This is a genomic window from Mesorhizobium sp. M1328 (genome assembly GCF_040318075.1).
Taxonomy (GTDB): domain Bacteria; phylum Pseudomonadota; class Alphaproteobacteria; order Rhizobiales; family Rhizobiaceae; genus Mesorhizobium.
The window spans coordinates 180,367-197,790 of sequence record NZ_JAMYLO010000009.1 but is presented as its reverse complement, the minus strand read 5'-3'; the positions used below and the strand labels follow the sequence as shown (position 1 = coordinate 197,790).

22 protein-coding genes and 2 tRNA genes are annotated in these 17,424 nt (G+C 61.5%); 12 read left to right on the top strand and 12 right to left on the bottom strand.

Annotated elements, in window-relative coordinates:
- Positions 1-137 precede the first annotated feature (137 nt).
- The gene (locus NKH23_RS18245) at positions 138-770 is read right to left on the bottom strand and encodes a hypothetical protein (protein WP_353025723.1); all 633 of its coding nucleotides are present in this window, start codon (positions 768-770) and stop codon (positions 138-140) included.
- A gap of 345 nt (positions 771-1,115) precedes the next feature.
- Between NKH23_RS18245 and NKH23_RS18240 the strand changes: the two genes are divergently transcribed.
- Both NKH23_RS18240 and NKH23_RS18235 read left to right on the top strand, forming a co-directional pair.
- Positions 1,116-1,391, top strand: coding sequence for a hypothetical protein (locus NKH23_RS18240; protein WP_352715562.1), 276 nt, complete (start codon positions 1,116-1,118; stop codon positions 1,389-1,391).
- A gap of 84 nt (positions 1,392-1,475) precedes the next feature.
- Complete coding sequence (locus NKH23_RS18235; protein ID WP_353025721.1) at positions 1,476-2,069, top strand: SOS response-associated peptidase; 594 nt, start codon at positions 1,476-1,478, stop codon at positions 2,067-2,069.
- A 97-nt stretch (positions 2,070-2,166) separates the two neighbouring features.
- Here NKH23_RS18235 and NKH23_RS18230 read toward each other — a convergent pair whose 3' ends face one another.
- The 3 genes from NKH23_RS18230 to NKH23_RS18220 all read right to left on the bottom strand — a co-directional run bounded on the left by NKH23_RS18230 (position 2,167) and on the right by NKH23_RS18220 (position 3,893).
- Positions 2,167-2,712: a group I truncated hemoglobin gene (locus tag NKH23_RS18230; protein WP_352715566.1), complete on the bottom strand. Its 546-nt coding sequence runs from the start codon at positions 2,710-2,712 to the stop codon at positions 2,167-2,169.
- A 205-nt stretch (positions 2,713-2,917) separates the two neighbouring features.
- Positions 2,918-3,223, bottom strand: coding sequence for a hypothetical protein (locus NKH23_RS18225; RefSeq protein WP_353035121.1), 306 nt, complete (start codon positions 3,221-3,223; stop codon positions 2,918-2,920).
- 595 nt (positions 3,224-3,818) lie between these two features.
- Positions 3,819-3,893 (bottom strand) — tRNA-Thr (locus NKH23_RS18220).
- A gap of 160 nt (positions 3,894-4,053) precedes the next feature.
- Between NKH23_RS18220 and NKH23_RS18215 the strand changes: the two genes are divergently transcribed.
- The 10 genes from NKH23_RS18215 to NKH23_RS18170 all read left to right on the top strand — a co-directional run bounded on the left by NKH23_RS18215 (position 4,054) and on the right by NKH23_RS18170 (position 10,091).
- Positions 4,054-4,260, top strand: a complete 207-nt coding sequence (locus NKH23_RS18215; RefSeq protein WP_353025717.1) for a hypothetical protein — start codon at positions 4,054-4,056, stop codon at positions 4,258-4,260.
- Between the two features lie 159 nt (positions 4,261-4,419).
- Positions 4,420-5,712 (top strand): UDP-N-acetylglucosamine 1-carboxyvinyltransferase, encoded by a 1,293-nt coding sequence (gene murA, locus NKH23_RS18210; protein ID WP_023677408.1) that lies wholly within the window; start codon positions 4,420-4,422, stop codon positions 5,710-5,712.
- A 93-nt stretch (positions 5,713-5,805) separates the two neighbouring features.
- Positions 5,806-6,240 (top strand): DUF2948 family protein, encoded by a 435-nt coding sequence (locus NKH23_RS18205; RefSeq protein WP_353025715.1) that lies wholly within the window; start codon positions 5,806-5,808, stop codon positions 6,238-6,240.
- 4 nt (positions 6,241-6,244) lie between these two features.
- The gene (hisD, locus tag NKH23_RS18200) at positions 6,245-7,537 is read left to right on the top strand and encodes a histidinol dehydrogenase (protein ID WP_353025713.1); all 1,293 of its coding nucleotides are present in this window, start codon (positions 6,245-6,247) and stop codon (positions 7,535-7,537) included.
- Between the two features lie 2 nt (positions 7,538-7,539).
- Complete coding sequence (locus NKH23_RS18195; RefSeq protein WP_292663977.1) at positions 7,540-8,025, top strand: UPF0262 family protein; 486 nt, start codon at positions 7,540-7,542, stop codon at positions 8,023-8,025.
- Between the two features lies 1 nt (position 8,026).
- Positions 8,027-8,494: an arsenate-mycothiol transferase ArsC gene (locus NKH23_RS18190; protein ID WP_292663983.1), complete on the top strand. Its 468-nt coding sequence runs from the start codon at positions 8,027-8,029 to the stop codon at positions 8,492-8,494.
- An 89-nt stretch (positions 8,495-8,583) separates the two neighbouring features.
- Positions 8,584-8,802, top strand: coding sequence for a translation initiation factor IF-1 (gene infA, locus NKH23_RS18185; protein WP_006200926.1), 219 nt, complete (start codon positions 8,584-8,586; stop codon positions 8,800-8,802).
- Positions 8,803-8,827: 25 nt separating this feature from the next.
- On the top strand, positions 8,828-9,457 hold the full coding sequence (locus tag NKH23_RS18180) for a Maf-like protein (protein ID WP_353025711.1): 630 nt from the start codon (positions 8,828-8,830) through the stop codon (positions 9,455-9,457).
- The gene (gene yacG / locus NKH23_RS18175) at positions 9,454-9,642 is read left to right on the top strand and encodes a DNA gyrase inhibitor YacG (RefSeq protein WP_352715589.1); all 189 of its coding nucleotides are present in this window, start codon (positions 9,454-9,456) and stop codon (positions 9,640-9,642) included. The genes NKH23_RS18180 and yacG overlap by 4 nt, the downstream gene beginning before the upstream one ends.
- A 373-nt stretch (positions 9,643-10,015) precedes the next feature.
- Positions 10,016-10,091: transfer RNA gene (locus NKH23_RS18170), tRNA-Phe, on the top strand.
- Positions 10,092-10,270: 179 nt separating this feature from the next.
- Here NKH23_RS18170 and ggt read toward each other — a convergent pair.
- The 8 genes from ggt to NKH23_RS18130 form a co-directional block, all read right to left on the bottom strand.
- Positions 10,271-11,863 carry a gamma-glutamyltransferase gene (gene ggt / locus NKH23_RS18165; RefSeq protein WP_353025708.1) on the bottom strand — a complete coding sequence of 531 codons (1,593 nt, stop codon included), beginning with the start codon at positions 11,861-11,863 and terminating at the stop codon, positions 10,271-10,273.
- A 21-nt stretch (positions 11,864-11,884) separates the two neighbouring features.
- Positions 11,885-12,604: an ABC transporter permease gene (locus NKH23_RS18160; RefSeq protein ID WP_353025738.1), complete on the bottom strand. Its 720-nt coding sequence runs from the start codon at positions 12,602-12,604 to the stop codon at positions 11,885-11,887.
- The gene (locus tag NKH23_RS18155) at positions 12,601-13,314 is read right to left on the bottom strand and encodes an ABC transporter permease (RefSeq protein ID WP_353025706.1); all 714 of its coding nucleotides are present in this window, start codon (positions 13,312-13,314) and stop codon (positions 12,601-12,603) included. Before NKH23_RS18155 ends, NKH23_RS18160 begins: the two co-directional genes overlap by 4 nt.
- 69 nt (positions 13,315-13,383) lie before the next feature.
- Entirely contained in the window at positions 13,384-14,229 is an 846-nt protein-coding gene (locus NKH23_RS18150) for a transporter substrate-binding domain-containing protein (protein WP_353025704.1), read from the bottom strand.
- Between the two features lie 85 nt (positions 14,230-14,314).
- Positions 14,315-14,962 (bottom strand): GntR family transcriptional regulator, encoded by a 648-nt coding sequence (locus tag NKH23_RS18145; protein WP_352715601.1) that lies wholly within the window; start codon positions 14,960-14,962, stop codon positions 14,315-14,317.
- Between the two features lie 534 nt (positions 14,963-15,496).
- Positions 15,497-15,952, bottom strand: a complete 456-nt coding sequence (locus NKH23_RS18140) for a VanZ family protein (RefSeq protein ID WP_353025702.1) — start codon at positions 15,950-15,952, stop codon at positions 15,497-15,499.
- Positions 15,953-16,532: 580 nt separating this feature from the next.
- Positions 16,533-16,799, bottom strand: coding sequence for a DUF6894 family protein (locus tag NKH23_RS34625; RefSeq protein ID WP_502912360.1), 267 nt, complete (start codon positions 16,797-16,799; stop codon positions 16,533-16,535).
- A 102-nt stretch (positions 16,800-16,901) separates the two neighbouring features.
- Complete coding sequence (locus tag NKH23_RS18130) at positions 16,902-17,093, bottom strand: DUF3606 domain-containing protein (RefSeq protein WP_353025698.1); 192 nt, start codon at positions 17,091-17,093, stop codon at positions 16,902-16,904.
- Between the last annotated feature and the right edge of the window lie 331 nt (positions 17,094-17,424).

Sequence of the window (17,424 nt, the reverse complement as noted above, 5' to 3'; positions counted from 1 at the left end):
ATCATGAACAACATTATCTGGCTGGTCGGCGCCATCGTGATCGTAATCGCCATTTTGAGCTTTTTGGGTCTGCGATAGCGCCTTAGCCCTCTCCTCGACCTCTTCGATTCGGCAACGGCTCCCCTCTCGGCGTGGCCTCACTGCCCGTTGCGCTCAAGCAGGTCAGACTTAGGTCCCAAGCAAAATACTCCAGGATTGGACCGAAGCCCCGGCTGAGGAACGTAGCCCGCCGGCTCACGTTGTGGTGAGCTTTGGCGCGACGAAGATGCGTCCGGGCGGAAGAGTTCAAAGCCAGGGAGGAGAGGCCCGACGCTCCGAACGAGCGTCGGGCCTGGGCGTAAATGCAAACCATCAGCAGACTGTTCAATTCCCATGCCCAGGCAGCACGTGCCGTTGCCAGGCTTCAGGCCGCCGGGATTCGTCGCCGGCAAATCAGCGTCGTCGGATCTTACAACGATAACGATGAACCGATCAGCGTTGCTGGATACTACGACGATGAGATGAGCGCTCTCTGGCGGGGTGCGGTTGCTGGTGCCGCACTTGGCGCGACGGCTGGTCTGTTGGCGGGTTTTAGCGCTTTTGGAGCTCAAGGCGTTGATCCTGCGGGAATGACCGGCATGGCCCTGGTCGGTGCGGCGTGGGGCGGCTTTGCCGGCGTGCTCCTCGGAACTTTCGCCAATTTTGCCCAGAAGCCGCGCAAGCCGAAGATCGCAGAGGGTGTCGTACTGGTGATGGCCCGCGTCGATGAAAAGCAGGCCGGCGCCACGCATACGGTGCTCCGGAGTTCCGCGGAGATGCCTGCCGGGCCGATGAAGAGGAGCGCTTTGCCAAATTCAAGCCGGCTCCGCGTCCGATCTGGTGCCCGATGAAGTTTGTTTCGCGAAACGGGAATTCAAACCGGGGGCGCCCGACGAAAGCTTGGCAAACCAACACGTTGGAAGCATGCGGGCTGCTTGCCGTCGTGCTGTCCTTTATTCTTACCGTTCTGTTGGCTGGTCTCATCCTTGGCTGAACCCATACCCTTGCCACCGGCGACACGATGCCCGGCAACTGGCGAAGGTGTGGCCAGTTCGAAGGATTAAACCATTCGTGCTAAGCGTTAATAGCTTGTAGCCATGGGAGAGGACGCCAACGTGGACAAACGGGCTGAAGGAGACGCGGAGAAATTCGCTCGAGGCGAGTTCGAGCTCAAAGCCGAACGATATGGCGTGAACGCCTTTCTTCTCGTTGTCGAACTTGTAAATCTGCTGGAAAAGCGCGGAACGATCAGCAGCGACGACGTCGCGAAAATAGCCGAGGCCGCAGCACTTGCCGTTGCCGCATCCAGTCAACCTGACATGAACAGCATCAATCTGTTGCAGGCCATCGCTGCCGCACGCCGGCCCAAATAGGCTTATATCAAATCCGCCAGCAATCGGCGCGAACCGATAAACGCTATGTTGAACTGATCTCGGTCGAGCGTACGGAGCCCTTTAATGTGCAATGACTACGAGCAGCACATCGCCTGGGCCGAATACTGCCGGATGATGGAATCGCTGGCGCTCAATATCCCCAGCCATCAAACCGAACCGGATCTGCCGCAGGCGGATGACATCCACATCAACGACCCCGCGCCTGTAATGCGCGCGGCCGGCGACACAATCGAACTGGCGTCGATGACGTTCGGCTTTCCTCCGGCCGGACCAAAAGGCGGACCTGTATTCAACTTTCGCTCCGAGGGCCGACAGTTCGGCAACAGCAAGCGCTGCCTCGTTCCGGCCTCGGCATTCTTCGAATTCACGGGAACGAAGTATCCAAAAACCAAGCACAGATTCACGCTGGATGGCCATTCGTTCATGGCGATTGCCGGGCTGTGGCGCGAGGGTGTCGGCAACAAGCCGCCGACGTTCACGATGCTGACGACCGAGCCAGGGCCGGATGTCGCGCCATATCACAACCGGCAAGTGGTTGTGCTCCCGCCATCGAACTGGGCGGCCTGGATCCATCTGACGAAGTCCGAGGCTGAACTCTTGCGACCGCTGCCGGAGGGGTCGCTCAGTGTGGAAACAGCTCGGGCAGGTTCGGAGTAGGAACCATCGGATAATTGCCCGCTGAGCTGCGGCCGCGCCGCATAGTCACGGCGACGCGCGCCATGCTCAGATCGAATGCCCGCACGATATAAGCGCTTCAGCCCCGCTTGACGTAGCCGGCGGTGACCTCGTCTTTGTGGGCGGCGAAAGCTTCCAAGACTTCGGTTTTCTCAGGCTTCGGAATTTTGAAATGATCCAAGGTCCGCCCGAGTTCCGCTGCGACCTCATCGAATTCTGCGGGGGAAATCCGCAGGTCGCGATGCGCCTCCTCGAGGCCGAGCGGCGTCGTGCCGGGCTTGGTGGCGACGAACTTGAAGGGCCCGCCAGAAACGTCGCAGACCCACAGCGTGCGCATGAACTTGAGGCCGGGCAACCTTTCAAGGTTCTTGGTGTGCCATTTGCGCAATTGTGGGTTCTTCGACTTCTTGCCGACGATCGGGTTCTTCACTACGGCGTCGCTGAAATGATCGATCACCGCCGCGATGGCGAACACACCCCCCAGCCGCTCGTATAGAGTTTTCTCAGATGTGGTTTTCTTGGCCTGGGCGAGCGCGTTGTCGGCAGGCAACACCGCCGTCGATGCGGCGGCCAGCGCCAGCCCGGCGACAACACTTCGTCTTGTCAAAGAGGTCGAAATTTTCATCCCTGGTTCCCTTCGAGGTTAGGCCAGAGCAAGCCCCAGCCTGTCTGGCGGGCTTCATGAAGTGACATTCGGACACTTTGCCGTATTTTAGCATCGTCTAAGGAACTAACGAGCCCTTCGCCCGAATTATTCCGATGGACGGCATTGTCATGGTCGACATGCGTCAAAAGGGCGAAAGGGCGAAGGCCGCGCGGGTGAGGAAGACTTAAGCAGGTGTCGCTGCACGCGGCAGAGGTCGTGAGGCCACTTCGGCCGCATCGGCGGCCCGATCGATGTTGCGGGCACCGTAGTGTTCCTGGCCTCGTTGGCGGCGGTCGCCTGCGGCCAATAGCCTGTGCTTTTCGAAGATCGCTAGCTTCTGCGGATAGGTGATCCGCACCTTTGCGTTGCACCCGTCGCATTTGAAGTGCGCGATCGTTCTTAGTGCAGAGCCCTTTCTTACCGCCGGATGCGAGCAATCCGGACATTCGAATGTGAGCGCGACATCCGATAGGTCTTCGGCTAAGCCCATTTTCATCCCCTTCACAAGCTCGGTGGCTACACTCTGGCGATTCTCAATGAGCAATTCAGATGCCAAACGGCTGTGCCAAAGCGGGACTAGACCAATTCGCCTCGGAACGCCGCCAAGCTAGTGCGCCCTCTCTGTGCCTTTTGAGCGACGAAGAGACCTAACTTCCTCCAGCAGTTCGCGCTCATTGGTAGTCAAGTTTCGGAAGATTGCGACAATCATCACCGCCAAGGCTTCGGCATCCAGGCTTAGAGGGTCAATGTGTTCATCTGTGCAAACCTGATCAAACACGCGTTCACAAATAGCCAAATCGTGAGGGCTGAGGCGAGTGCGATTGAAACGCTGGCGCGACATTTGCGAGCCTTCGAGGCCCGCTGCCGTGCACAAAAATGCGCGCCCTAACAAGAAACGCGAGTCGTTGAGTGATTGTTCCCGACTGCAGCTTTGTTAAGCCGCCTGCAGCAGGGGCAGACCAGAATGCCTCCCCCGCGCGCATCATGGCGCATGCATCGATCGCTTCAGTGTGGTTCGAATGATGCTGGAGTCTGCCCGGGGTACTAGCGACCAGTTGGCGCTGACAGGTGCATGCTGAATTTGCTGGTGCTGCGAGAGAGGATTGAACTCTCGACCTCTCCCTTACCAAGGGAGTGCTCTACCACTGAGCTACCGCAGCCGCCGATGGCGGGGCTTCTGCCATATCGAACCGGCAAGCGCAAGGCCAAGACAAAGACGGGTTGAAAGGCCGCACCGGGCGATCGTTGCGGACATGGCCGTGCCACAATGTTGGCTATCCCTTGATCCGCACCGGCGGGTCGCCGGCCAGGGACGGAACGATGAACGACAAGATAGTTTCTCCGAACAAGGATGGGCCACCGAAGAAGGATGGTTCAGCGAAAAAGGCCGGAACGGGCCGCAAGGACCGGCTGGCTGAGCAGCTGCGCGCCAATCTGCAGAAGCGCAAGGCGCAATCGCGGTCGCGACGGACCGGCGACGCCGACAAGCGGCCGGACGGGCTGCAGGCGGTGATGAAAGAAGATTAACGCGAATCGGCTATGCTGGTCGCCGGTACTTTTGGCCAAGTCAGCGTGGGCCAAAGTGGGGAATAGCCTGTTTCTTGAACCAAGCCGGCCAATGGTCTAGATGGGCGGCAACAGACTCAACCGATTTAAACCGGCCTTTCGGCCGAGGGGACGCTCTTCATGGATCGCATCAGAATTGTCGGCGGCAACAAGCTTGCCGGAAGCATCCCGATCTCGGGCGCGAAAAACGCCGCGCTGCCGCTGATGATCGCCGCGTTGCTGACCGACGACACGCTGACGCTGGAAAACGTGCCGCATCTGGCCGATGTCGAGCAGCTGATCCGCATCCTCGGCAATCACGGCGTCGACTATTCGGTCAATGGCCGCCGCGAAAAGCAGCAGGAAGGCTATTCGCGCACCATCACTTTCTCCGCCCGTAACATTGTCGACACGACGGCGCCTTACGAGCTGGTGTCGAAGATGCGGGCGTCGTTCTGGGTGATCGGGCCGCTGCTGGCCCGCATGGGCGAGGCCAAGGTGTCGCTGCCCGGCGGCTGCGCCATCGGCACGCGCCCGGTCGACCTGTTCCTCGAAGGCCTGCAGGCGCTGGGCGCCGATATCGACGTCGACACCGGCTATGTCATCGCCAAGACCAGGAACGGCCGGCTTGTCGGCAACCGCTATGTGTTCCCGAAAGTCTCGGTCGGCGCCACCCATGTGCTGATGATGGCGGCCTCGCTGGCCAAGGGCGAGACGGTGCTCGAAAACGCCGCGCGCGAGCCCGAGATCGTCAACCTCGCCGAATGCCTCAACGCCATGGGCGCGAAGATCTCCGGCGCCGGTACGGCGACCATCACCATCGACGGCGTCGAGGCGCTGTCGGGCGCCCGCGTCAGGGTGATCCCCGACCGTATCGAGACCGGCACCTATGCGATGGCGGTGGCGATGACCGGCGGCGACGTCGTGCTGGAAGGCGCGCGGCCCGACCTGTTGCAGACGGCGCTGGACATCATTTCGCAGACCGGCGCCGAGATCACGCAGACCAATTCCGGCATTCGCGTCAGGCGCAACGGCGCCGGCATTTCGCCGGTCGACGTGACGACGGCGCCCTTCCCGGCTTTCCCGACCGATCTGCAGGCGCAGTTCATGGGCCTGATGACGATGGCCAAGGGCAAGTCGCGCATCACCGAGACGATCTTCGAAAACCGCTTCATGCACGTCCAGGAACTCGCCCGGCTCGGCGCCCATATCACGCTGTCCGGCCAGACGGCGATCGTCGACGGGGTGGCGAAGCTGAAGGGCGCGCCGGTCATGGCGACCGATCTTCGCGCCTCGGTGTCGCTGGTCATCGCCGGCCTTGCGGCCGAAGGCGAAACCACGGTGAACCGCGTCTACCATCTCGACCGCGGCTTCGAGCGGCTGGAGGAAAAGCTGTCCGGCTGCGGCGCGGAGATCGAGCGCATTTCGGGCTAGAGCCTTTCCGCAAGGCTTGCGGTCCGGTTGCGCGGATCGCCAAGACCGCCTAACAGAAGGCCAAATGTAAACCTTCGCAGGTGCGAATTCCGCATGAATGGCCTCAAGCTTGTCGCGCTCGACGATCAGGATCTGAGCATCATCTCGGCGCATGTCCAGGATGCCGTCATGAAGGTCAGCGATCTCGAATACCTGCCTTCGGTAAAGCGCTTCGTGCTGACCATGAACCGCTTCGTCTGGGAGGCGAAATCCGGCTTCTTGCGCCAGCACAATGAGCGGCGGCAGGCCGTGCTGCATTTCGACCGGGTGCTCGGCGCCAAGACCAGCGGCATTGCCCGCGACAAGCCCGACGAAGTGCAGTCGCTGCTGGCGATCAGCTTTCTCGCGCTCGACAAGCCGGCCGGCATCGTCGAGCTGATCTTTTCGGGCGGCGGCGCGATCATGCTCGATGTCGAATGCATCGAGGCACGGCTTGCCGATGTCGGCGGCGCCTGGGAAGCGACGTCGCGCCCGGTCCACAGGGTTTGAGCCGATGGCCATCATGCTTCGCCAGTCCGACGCCGATTTCGAGCAGCGCTTTGCCGCGTTCCTGCTGACCAAGCGGGAAGTCTCGGCCGATGTCGACGCCGTGGTGCGCGAGATCATCGCCAAGGTGCGCGCCGAGGGCGACGCGGCGCTTATCGGGTACACGCAGAAATTCGGCGGCGGCGACCTGGCCGAGCTCGGCATCGCCGTCTCTAGGGACGACATTGCCAAGGCTTACGATGCAGCCGATCCGCAGACGGTCGAGGCGCTGAATTTCGCGCGCGAGCGCATCCGCGCCCATCACCAGCGGCAGCTGCCGCAGGACGACCGCTACACCGATGCCGCCGGCGTCGAGCTCGGCTCGCGCTGGACGGCGATCGAGGCCGTCGGGCTCTATGTGCCGGGCGGCACGGCGAGCTATCCAAGCTCGGTGCTGATGAATGCCGTGCCGGCTAAGGTCGCCGGCGTCGAGCGCATCGCCATGGTGGTGCCGGCCTCCGGCGGCGAGGTGCCGCCGCTGGTGCTGGTGGCAGCCGACCTTGCCGGCGTTTCCGAAATCTACCGCGTCGGCGGCGCCCAGGCGATCGCCGCCCTTGCCTATGGTACCGCGACGATAAAGCCAGTCGCCAAGATCGTCGGCCCGGGTAATGCCTATGTCGCGGCGGCCAAGCGCCAGGTGTTCGGCACGGTGGGCATCGACATGATCGCCGGGCCGTCGGAAGTGCTGGTCGTGGCCGACGGCAGCAACGATCCGGACTGGATCGCCGCCGACCTGCTCGCCCAGGCCGAACACGACGTGTCGGCGCAGTCGATCCTGATCACCGACGACCGCGCGTTTGGCGCAGCGGTCGAACAGGCGGTCGAACGCCAGTTGCAGCACCTGCCGCGCGGAAAAACGGCGGCGGCGAGCTGGCGCGATTTCGGCGCCGTGATCCTGGTGCCGACGATCGAGGCAGCACTGCCGCTGGTCGACCGCATCGCGGCCGAACATGTCGAGCTTGCAATCGACGACCCCGAGGCTTTCCTGGCGCGGATGCGCAATGCCGGTGCGGTGTTTCTCGGCCGCCACACGCCGGAGGCCATCGGCGACTATGTCGCCGGCTCCAACCACGTGCTGCCGACGGCGCGCTCGGCGCGCTTTTCGTCCGGGCTTTCGGTGCTCGATTTCGTCAAGCGCACCTCGGTCCTGAAGCTCGGGCCGGAGCAGTTGCGGGCACTGGCGCCGGCGGCGATCACGCTGGCCAAGGCGGAAGGTCTCGATGCGCATGGTCGCTCCGTCGGCATCCGGCTGAACATGTAGAAATGTCCGACTACGACCAAACCCGCGCCAGGCTGATCGATGTCGAGCTCGACGAGACGATCGGCCGCTCGACGCCCGATGTCGAGCATGAGCGGGCGGTGGCGATCTTCGACCTGATAGAGGAGAACCGCTTCCAGCCGGTCAATGACGACGGCGCCGGGCCATACCGGCTGAAACTGTCGCTGGCCGAGTCGCGCTTGGTGTTTGCGGTGGCGCGCGAGGACGGCGCAGCCGTGGTCACCCACATCCTGTCGCTGACGCCGCTTAGGCGGATCGTCAAGGACTACTACATGATCTGCGAAAGCTATTACGACGCCATCCGCACCGCGACGCCCAGCCACATCGAGGCGATCGACATGGGCCGGCGCGGCCTGCACAATGAAGGCTCGCAGACGCTGATGGACCGGCTTGCCGGCAAGATCGAGATTGACTTCGACACGGCGCGCCGGCTGTTCACGCTGGTTTGCGTGCTGCACTGGCGAGGCTGAACTGGCCGCCCCGCTGCCCCGCCCGATCCTGCCCCGCTCGATCCTGTTTGTCTGCGGCATGAACGCCGTGCGCTCGCCGATGGCCGAATTGCTGGCGCGCAAGGTGCTTCCGCCCACCACCTTCGTCGCCTCGGCCGGGGTGCGCGGCGGCGAACGCGATCCGTTCGTCGATGCCGTGCTGGCCGAAGAGGGGCTTTCACTGGGCGAGCGGCACCCGAGAACGATGGACGACCTCGAGGACGATTATTTCGACCTGATCGTGACTCTGGCGCCGGAAGCCCACCACACCGCGCTCGAGCTCACCCGCTCGCTGGCCGTCGAGGTCGAGTATTGGCCGATGCCCGACCCGACCGGCGTCAGCGGCACGCGCGAGCAGATCATGGCCGCCTACCGCGACGTACGCGAGCGGCTGAAGGCGCGGATCGGCCGCCGTTTTCTCGGCAACGGGGCTGAAAACGCCGCGGATTAAGCATGTTCACAAGCGGGCGTTTATCATATAGGTTCCGCGCAACTTTCCGGCCGGGGCGCTGGAAGTACCCATCCAAGCAAAGGTATCGAATGCCGAAGGAAGAAGTCCTCGAGTTTCCGGGTGTCGTGACGGAACTGCTGCCCAACGCGATGTTCAGGGTCAAGCTCGAAAACGAACATGAAATCATCGCCCATACGGCCGGCCGCATGCGCAAGAACCGCATCCGCGTTTTGACCGGCGACAAGGTCCTGGTCGAGATGACGCCCTACGACCTGACCAAGGGCCGCATCACCTACCGCTTCAAGTAAGTTCAAGGACCCGGCCGGGATCGCGATGGGCATTTTGCAGAAGCTCGTGCTTGCCTCGGGTTCGCCGCGCCGGATCGAGCTGCTGCAGCAGGCCGGCATCGAGCCGGACCGCGTGCTGCCGGCCGATGTCGACGAGACGCCGCTGCGCGCCGAACACCCGCGCTCGTTGGCCAAGCGGCTGGCGACGCAGAAGGCCGAGAAAGCGCTGGCGTCGCTGAAAACCGAGACGGACTACCTGCCGAGCTTCGTGCTGGCCGCCGACACGGTAGTTGCGGTGGGGCGACGCATCCTGCCCAAGGCCGAGACGCTCGACGACGCCGCCAACTGCCTGGGGCTTTTGTCCGGCCGTTCGCACCGCGTCTATTCGGGCATCTGCCTGATCACGCCGGGCGGCAAGCAGCGCTTGCGGCTGGTCGAGACCAGAGTGCGGTTCAAGCGGCTGCCGCGCGAGGAGATCGAGGCCTACATCGCGTCGGGAGAATGGCGCGGCAAGGCCGGCGGCTATGGCGTCCAGGGGCTTGCCGGCGCCTTCGTCGTCAAGCTTGTCGGCTCCTACACCAACGTCGTCGGCCTGCCGCTCTACGAGACGGTGGCGCTTTTGAGCGGCGAAGGGTTCAAGGTGCACGCCAACTGGCTGTCGGGTACGCGGCTATGAGCCCGGACGACAAGGTCACGCCGCTGCGGCCCAAGCGGCCCTGCCCCGAATGCGGCAAGCCATCGGCGCGCGAAACCTACCCGTTCTGCTCGAAGCGCTGCAAGGACATCGACCTCAACCGCTGGCTGAAAGGGGTCTACGTCATCCCGGGTCGCGACGAGGACGACAGCGACGACCAGAAATAGAGCCGTCCGCCTGCGGTTTTCCACAAGCTTGGGGCGGCTTGCCCGCCCTGACCGCGCCGGTGAACTGGCCCGCATTGAGGGCCAATCGGTTCTGCCTGAAATCAATGTCCAGCCTGTTCCACCCGGATAGAATCGGATGGAACAGGTTCTGGCGTTTTCTCTGAGCATGATCTTTTCCGAAAACCGGATTCCACTTTTCGGGATCATGCTTTTTGTTTGAGCATGATCTTTTCCGAAAAGCGGATTCCACTTTTCGGGATCATGCTCTAAGCGCTGGACAGGCCGAATTCCCGTGCTATAACCCACGCGCTTTCAAGGGGTGCCGACGGCGCTTTCATGAACCCGGTGTGCAGACTGCCGCCCGCCGGGGCAGGCCCAGATAGCTCAGTTGGTAGAGCAGCGGACTGAAAATCCGCGTGTCGGTGGTTCGAATCCGCCTCTGGGCACCATTTTTTCCCGGCCCATTCCGGACACATAGGTCACGGTTTATACTGGAGACATGGGTGACGATCTCGCGCCGAGCGGATTGTCGACGGCGTGCAAGAATTAGTCTGGACCATGGCGCCAGCGACGCCGGCCAAATGTCGATGAAGAACTCTTCAGCATCTTGGATCCCGCTCTGGCCACCCTACAGACCGAGGGCGCAGCCGTCCTTGCGCGGCTCGGAACCGCCCAGCAGCGTCCCGTTTGCCCAATCGATGCGGATAGCCTGCGCACCGCCGATCGGGTCCGTGGCAGGAATGATCTCGAAACCGCGTCGGCTAAGTTCAGCTGCGGTTTCGCGAGCGAGCCCGTGTTCGGCCTGGACGTTCATCGTGCCGCTGACGGGGGCGACCCGCGGCAGATCGATCGCCTCCTGCAGATCCATCCCGAAGTCGAGCACCTTCGTCAGCAGGTGCGCGTGGCCCATTGCCTGGTAGTAGCCACCCATAACGCCGAAAGGCATTTCTGCCCGGCCGCCTCTCGCAAGCATTCCGGGTATGATGGTATGCAAAGGTCGCTTGTTCGGCGCCACTGCATTAGGGTGCCTGGGGTCAAGCGAAAAGCTTTGCCCGCGATTGTGCAAGACGACACCGGAGCGCGGAGAGACCAGGCCCGAGCCAAAGCTGTCGAAGACCGAGTTGATGAAACTGACCGCATTGCGATCCTTGTCGACAACGGAAATATAGACCGTGTCGCTGTGCAGCGGCATGTCGAACGCCGGCAGGTCCGCGCGGGCACGCTTTAGGTCAATCATGCCGGCCAGACGATCGGCCCAAGCATTCGATAACATGTCGGCCACCGGGACCTCGGACGTATCAGGATCGGCGACGAGCAGGTCACGCGCGGCGTAAGCGAGGCGTGTCGCTTCAATTTCCAGGTGAAGCCGGTCCGCGGATTGCGGGTCGCCGTGGGCTTCGAAGCGCGAGAGGATGTTTAGAATCAGCAAGGCGATCACACCCTGGCCATTCGGCGGACATTCGAACACATCGCAGCCTCGAAACGCCGTGCTGATCGGGGTCACGTACTCGCCTGTTGCCGAGGCGAAATCTTCGAGTGTGTGCAATCCGCCGAGCCCACGAAGATAGGCGACCATGTCTTCGGCCACAGGGCCAGTATAGAAAGCCTCTCGTCCCTTCTCGGCAATCAGCCGCAGCGTTGCAGCCAACTCAGGCTGGCGGTGCACTTCGCCAACGCGTGGTGCGCGACCGTTTGGCAGGAAAATCCGTTTCGCGGCAACATCGGAGGCCAGAAGTTCTTCCTCCAACGCCCAGTCACGATGGACCCGCGGTGAAATGGCGTAGCCTTCCTCGGCGAAACGTATAGCAGGGGCCAAGATTTGATCGAAGGGCATATGCCCATGATCAGTGTGCAATCTGGTCCAGGCATCGATCGCTCCCGGGATGGTGACGGAGCCAGGAGAATTGCGGGCCACCTCGGCCATGCCACGTTCGAGGAACCAGTCAATTGTGAGAGCGGCGGGTGTCCTGCCCGATCCGTTGTAGGCGATGACCTCGCCGGATCCGTTTCGCGACAGAAGAGCGAAGCAATCGCCTCCAATGCCGGTCGAGGCTGGTTCGACGACACATTGCACTGCGCAGGCTGCGATGGCGGCATCCATGGCGTTGCCGCCTGCTGCCATGATTTCGACCGCCGTCAGGGTCGCCGACGCATGAGAGGTGGCGGCCATGGCCTTGCGTGAAACGACGACCGAGCGCGTTGGTTTCTCAAAATTTCGCATGCTATGCCCTTCTGATCGTGCTCAAGAGGCGGCGTCGCTCATCGTCGAGGGGCGATGCCGCAGATGCCGCGACATCCAGTATTCGAGTGCCGCCAAGGCACGGATGATCGCGAAGTTCAAAGTGAGATAAATGGCGCCCGCGCAGATGAAGACTTCAAAGGCGCGGTAGGTCTGGGAGATCAATCCCTGGGCAATTCCAGTCACCTCCATCAAGGTCACGATGGAGGCCAGAGACGTGCCCTTGATCATCAGGATGATTTCATTGCCGTAACTCGGCAGAGCCTGGCGAAAGGCCAGCGGCAGGATAACATGCCGATAGGTCAAATAGGTGGACAGGCCGACAGACCGGGCCGCCTCGACAATGCCGCGTGGCACCGATTGAATCGCGCCACGGACGATTTCGCTGCCATAGGCGGTGGTGTTGAGTGTCAGCGCGATGATTGCGCACCAGTAGGGTTCGCGGAAAACGGCCCATAATCCAATTGCCGACAGTTGGTGCCGAAACTGACCAAGGCCATAATAGGTCAGAAAAATTTGCACCAGCAGAGGCGTGCCCCTGAACACGGCAACGAAGCCACGGATCGGCAAGACGACGAATGGCGATTCCGATTGCTGGGCAAGCGCCAATGTGACGGCAAAAACGAAGCCGGCAACGATGGAAGTCAGGGCCAATTCCATCGTGAGCGGCAGGCCGGCGAGGAGCTTCGGCAGGATTTCGAGGAAAAAACCGAAATCTATCATGCCGACCGGACGCGCCACGGCGCCTTTCGTTCCAGACGGTAAAAGGCATGGCCGGTGACGGAAGCGATAGCCAGATAGAGCAAGGCTGCAGCAATGTAGAAGATGAATGGTTCACGGGTCGAACCTGCAGCGATCTGTGCCTGGCGCATCAGTTCAACGAGGCCGATTACCGATATCAGCGAGGAGTCCTTCAGAACCAACTGCCACACATTGCCGAGACCTGGCAGCGCGTATCTCAGGAGCTGGGGAAAAATAACCTGTCGCAGCCGCTGCAGCCGGTTGAGACCAAGCGCGCAAGCGGCATCGTGTTGTCCCTGGTCGATGGCGAGGTAAGCCCCTCGATAGACCTCGGCTTGATAGGCGCCCGAGATGATTGCGATAGCCAAGGTTCCGGTGGCAAAGGCCGGAACGCCGACGAATCCGGACCCGCCCAGGCTATGACCAAGCGAGGTCAGGGCGACGCTTCCTCCATAGTAAAGCAGATAAATGGTCAGAAGGTCGGGCACGCCTCTGAAAACCGTGCAATAGCCAAGGGCCAAGAACCTCAATATTTGGGAGTTGTGGAGACGCCCGGCCGCTGCCAGCCCGCCAAATACAGCACCAAGCGCAAAGCCCAGCACAGACAGAAGCACTGTAACCGAGGCCGCCATGAGAAGAGCTGCCCCCCAACCTCCGTGCTGGAAACCAAGCAGCCGGAATGCGTCAACCATTGATACCCCCGGCAGGGCGAACGGCTCAGCTCCGGAACGGGTCAGGAATGGCCGTTCGCCGACAAGCGCCTACTTGACTGGAGTGACGTCGCTCTTGAGCCATTTAAGCGACAGGGTTTTGATCGTGCCATCGGCGATCGCGCCGTCGATGGCCCCGTTGAGCATGTCTTTCAGCTTGGTGTCTTCTTTGCGCATACCGGCGCCGGAGCCAAGACCGAAGAGCCCCCCGACAAATCCTGGTCCTGCAAGCGTGTAGTCGCTGAACTCCGGTTTGCTCAGCGTGGCGGCCAGCGCTGTCTGCTGTGCGAAGAGCGCGTCGATGCGACCCGCGGCAAGATCGAGATCGTGTTGCTCGGTGGTCTTGTATTCGCGAATCTCGGCGACGTCCGAGAAGTATTTTTTCACAAATTCCAGGTTCGCCGTTGCGGCCTGAACTCCAATGATCTTTCCCTTCAGCAATGGCTTGAGCTTGTCGATTGCCGCCTGCGCAGAGGCTTCATTCTCCAGCTTGAACCGCTCGTTGGAAATGCCGAGCTTGCCCAGTTCGCTATCCTTTGCGACCGCGAAACCTGAGGGATCCACCGCATATGGCTGGGTAAAGTCAATGATCTTCAGACGTTTTTCAGTGATGAACATGCTCGCCATGATCACGTCGAACTTGCCGACCGTCAGCGCGGGGATCATGCCGTCCCAGTCCTGTGCGACGATCTTGCACTCGATCTTCATTCGCCCGCACAGATCATTGGCGAGATCGACTTCGAAGCCGTCCAGTTTGCCGTCGGCCGTTGTGAAATTCCAGGGCGCATAGGCTCCTTCGGTGGCAATGGTAATTGCCTTCGGCGTTTCTTGTGCGACGGCGGCCTGGACCAGGCCGAACAGGACCGACGCAATGGCTGCGATGCGGCTAATTTTCATGTCATTCTCCTCTTTTTGCCGGTATGGCAGTTCCCTTTCGTCGTGCCGGATTATCTTCCGGCTTCAACGAGTTAGATGGTATTCTCTAGCGGCGGCCGGGACTTGCGAAGTTGGCCAGAAGGGGCGCCGTCTCGACGATATGATCCCGCATGACGATCTCTGCCTTGCCGGCATCACCTGACCGCAACACCTCAATCAGGATCTCGTGCTCGGCGCGCGCGCTGGCGGGCTTGTCGACATAGTCGAACCAGATGCGCAGGTAGGGCTCGATCACGACGTGCAGGCTGGCAATCTGCCGGACCAGCTTGGGTCTGTTGCTCAATTGGCAAATCTGCAGATGGAAGGCCTGATGGCGCACGACCCAGTCGCTGCTGCCGGTTTGGCTGGCGCGCTCCATCCGGTCGAGCTGGCGTTCCAGTTCTTCAAGCACTTCGAAATCGATATGCGGCATGGCAAGCCTTACCGCCAACCCTTCGAGCACCGAGCGGATTTCAAAAGTTTCGTAGATCTCATCGAGGGTAAGCCCGGCGACGATGCAGCCACGGTTCGGGCGAATGACCACAAGACCTTCCGCGGCCAGCTGGCGGAATGCTTCGCGAACCGGCATGCGGCTCATGCCGATTTCCGTCGCGATCTCTTCCGGGATCAGCCGGTCCCCGGCCCGATAACGCCCCATCCTCAGGGCCCGCTGAATGTGGCGATAAGCCTCCTCCTCGGCGGTCGTGATGCCCAACGGCTCGATTGCGTCTGCTGCCATGTCCTGGGTCCGATCAGAGCGTATCCGTGTATCCACTTATCCAGTTGTCGCGACCTGTGTCAAGCACCGAAGCTTGGGCGCTTTAGAATTTCTGTTGTGAGAATAACCACTTGGAAGGGAAAATGGGGCAAGCACACCGTGATCAGCTAAGCCGCTGATCGGCCTATTTGGCGGCGTCCGGCAAAAAGGCCCGCCGCTCCATTTGCGAAGCGGCGAGGCCCCATATTCGGGGACATTGCCGGGATTCCCCGGCATTGCTTACAATGCAATTCAGGTGCCAGAATTGTTGACCCAAAACGGGTCACCGCACCGGAGGCGCGAGCGCGGACCTTCCGCGATCACGCTACTGCCGCGCATTGCCATTCCTGCTATGTTATTTTGCGGCGGACCTGATTTTTCCGCCTGGCCGGCGCCCCATCAGGCAACTTACCCCAACGCGCCCCCCAGTGGCGCCGGCCATTTTCACAACATTGGAGCGCGGGTGCGCCGGCGCTGTTAGGCTCTCGGCACCTATGGCAATCCGCCGGCGAGCCGCTTTGTCCAGCCTGCAACCATCAGTCCGCACGCGATTCCCGCGCAGTCGGCCACCCAGTCGAATAGATCCGGGTCGCGCCCTATCAGTTGCAAGGCCTGAATACCCTCGATCGCTGCGCCCGTGAGAACGAGGAGTAGGATCAGCTTCGCCTTGTGTTCCGGCCAGCCGAGACTTCCGAGAGCCGCCAGGACGACGAAGGCGGCGGCGTGATTGAGCTTGTCGTGATCAAACGTGAAAGCCAGGCCAAGACCCTGCAGGAGCTGCTCCGGCAAAAGGGCGAATAGCAGAACGCCGGCAAACGCGGCGGGAAAGGCAATCCTTGCCACGATCTGATAAGAATCCAGGCGCAACAAGGATAGAATGGCCTTTCGTCCGAAAATCTGCAGGGGAACACCACCGGCCGGCGAATCGAGAGCGAGCGCGCCGTCCAATTTCCGCCGTCCGGGCGTCCGGTGCATCGTCAGAATGAATGAATGCCTTGAGTCAGCCGCTGCACGGGCCGGGCTCGTGGCGAGTGGTCTGCAATGGTGTAGCTTCCGCGATCACGCAATTACCTGCTGCGCCAGCGCGGCTACTATCTGGCTGCGGCGGACCTGATTTCCGCTTGGCCGGCGTTGCGTCAGGGCACCTTACCCCATGCCACACGAAGCGGCGCCGGCCAGAATTCCACCGATTGCGCAAGGAGCGACCCGCGTCAAAAAAGCCCGCCGGCCTGTCGGACGACGGGCTCCGTTGCCTGGGCGCCAGGGCGCCACGGTAGCGACTGATGCTACTAATGCTCCCGCAGGTTTCCAATATGCTGCTGCCGGACGGCGTTGCGCATCAGCTAAACAAACGAAGCCCGCGCCTCTGGCGGAGGGCGCGGGCCGACCGGGTTGCACCCCGATCTGCAGCAGAAACCCGGGAGGTTCCCGCTGCTTAAGATAACAATTAGAAACTTCTAATGTTCCACTCTAGGAAAGATGCCGGCTGCACCAGAATCTCATGGTCGGCGCGATGACGATCGAGGCGTCAGTTCGTGCGCAAGTCGATCTGGAAAATCCACTCGTCGAGGTGCCGCGTTTCGACGGCAAAGGTCAAAGCCACTTCAAGGACCAGACCGCCACGGTCGTCCCGGACTTTGACTGCAATTCTGCGGTGAGGAAGGCCATCCCTGGCCATCTCGGCCAATGTGCGAAGAGCTTCTTTCCTGACCAGCGGGAAATCGACATATAGCGTTCCCTGATCGTCGGAATAGACGATTCCGTCTTCATCGGAATCGAAGAAGTAACGGGGCATTGCGCTTGGCCGAAGCGGCGGCATCCGGGCACGTTGTCGATAGCTGGCCGGATCTCGGCCGATCGTGATCAGTGCCTTTCCACCGTTGGCTTCGCCGGCATCTCACTTGCGCTCGCGCAATACCTTCACCGCCTGCGAGAGGATCATCCGGTCGCCACCGGTCCTCTTGATCAGCTTGCTCACCTGGCTGGGCGAAACACCATTTTCGCGCGCGAAATATTCGACCTCATAATACTCATCCGCCGAAACGCGATTGCGGTCGCTGAAGTCTCGCTTGCTCTTGTCGTCGGCCATTTCACTTCTCCTCGCCCCTTCTCTTCGCTTCAGGGGGTCAACTTTGGTCAGAAGCACGCAGCAATTTGAGGGTTCGCCCGCCACAAAGTGACGCGCGAACCCTATCGGCGCAGGAAGGGACAGGGCTGCGCAGATGCCGGTTTCGATCGGAATGGAACAGCCAAGATCGGTGCGAGCAACCGTCGACTTTTTCCATGGAATCCTCCCGGAACGTGCAGCCAGCAACGGCCACGCGCCGCGGCGGTTCCGGGATGCGCGACAAACCCACCCTTTGCGCGCAAGGATCAGACTTAGGTCCTGCGGCAACACGTCGGTTGGTCCCTGCCGGGCG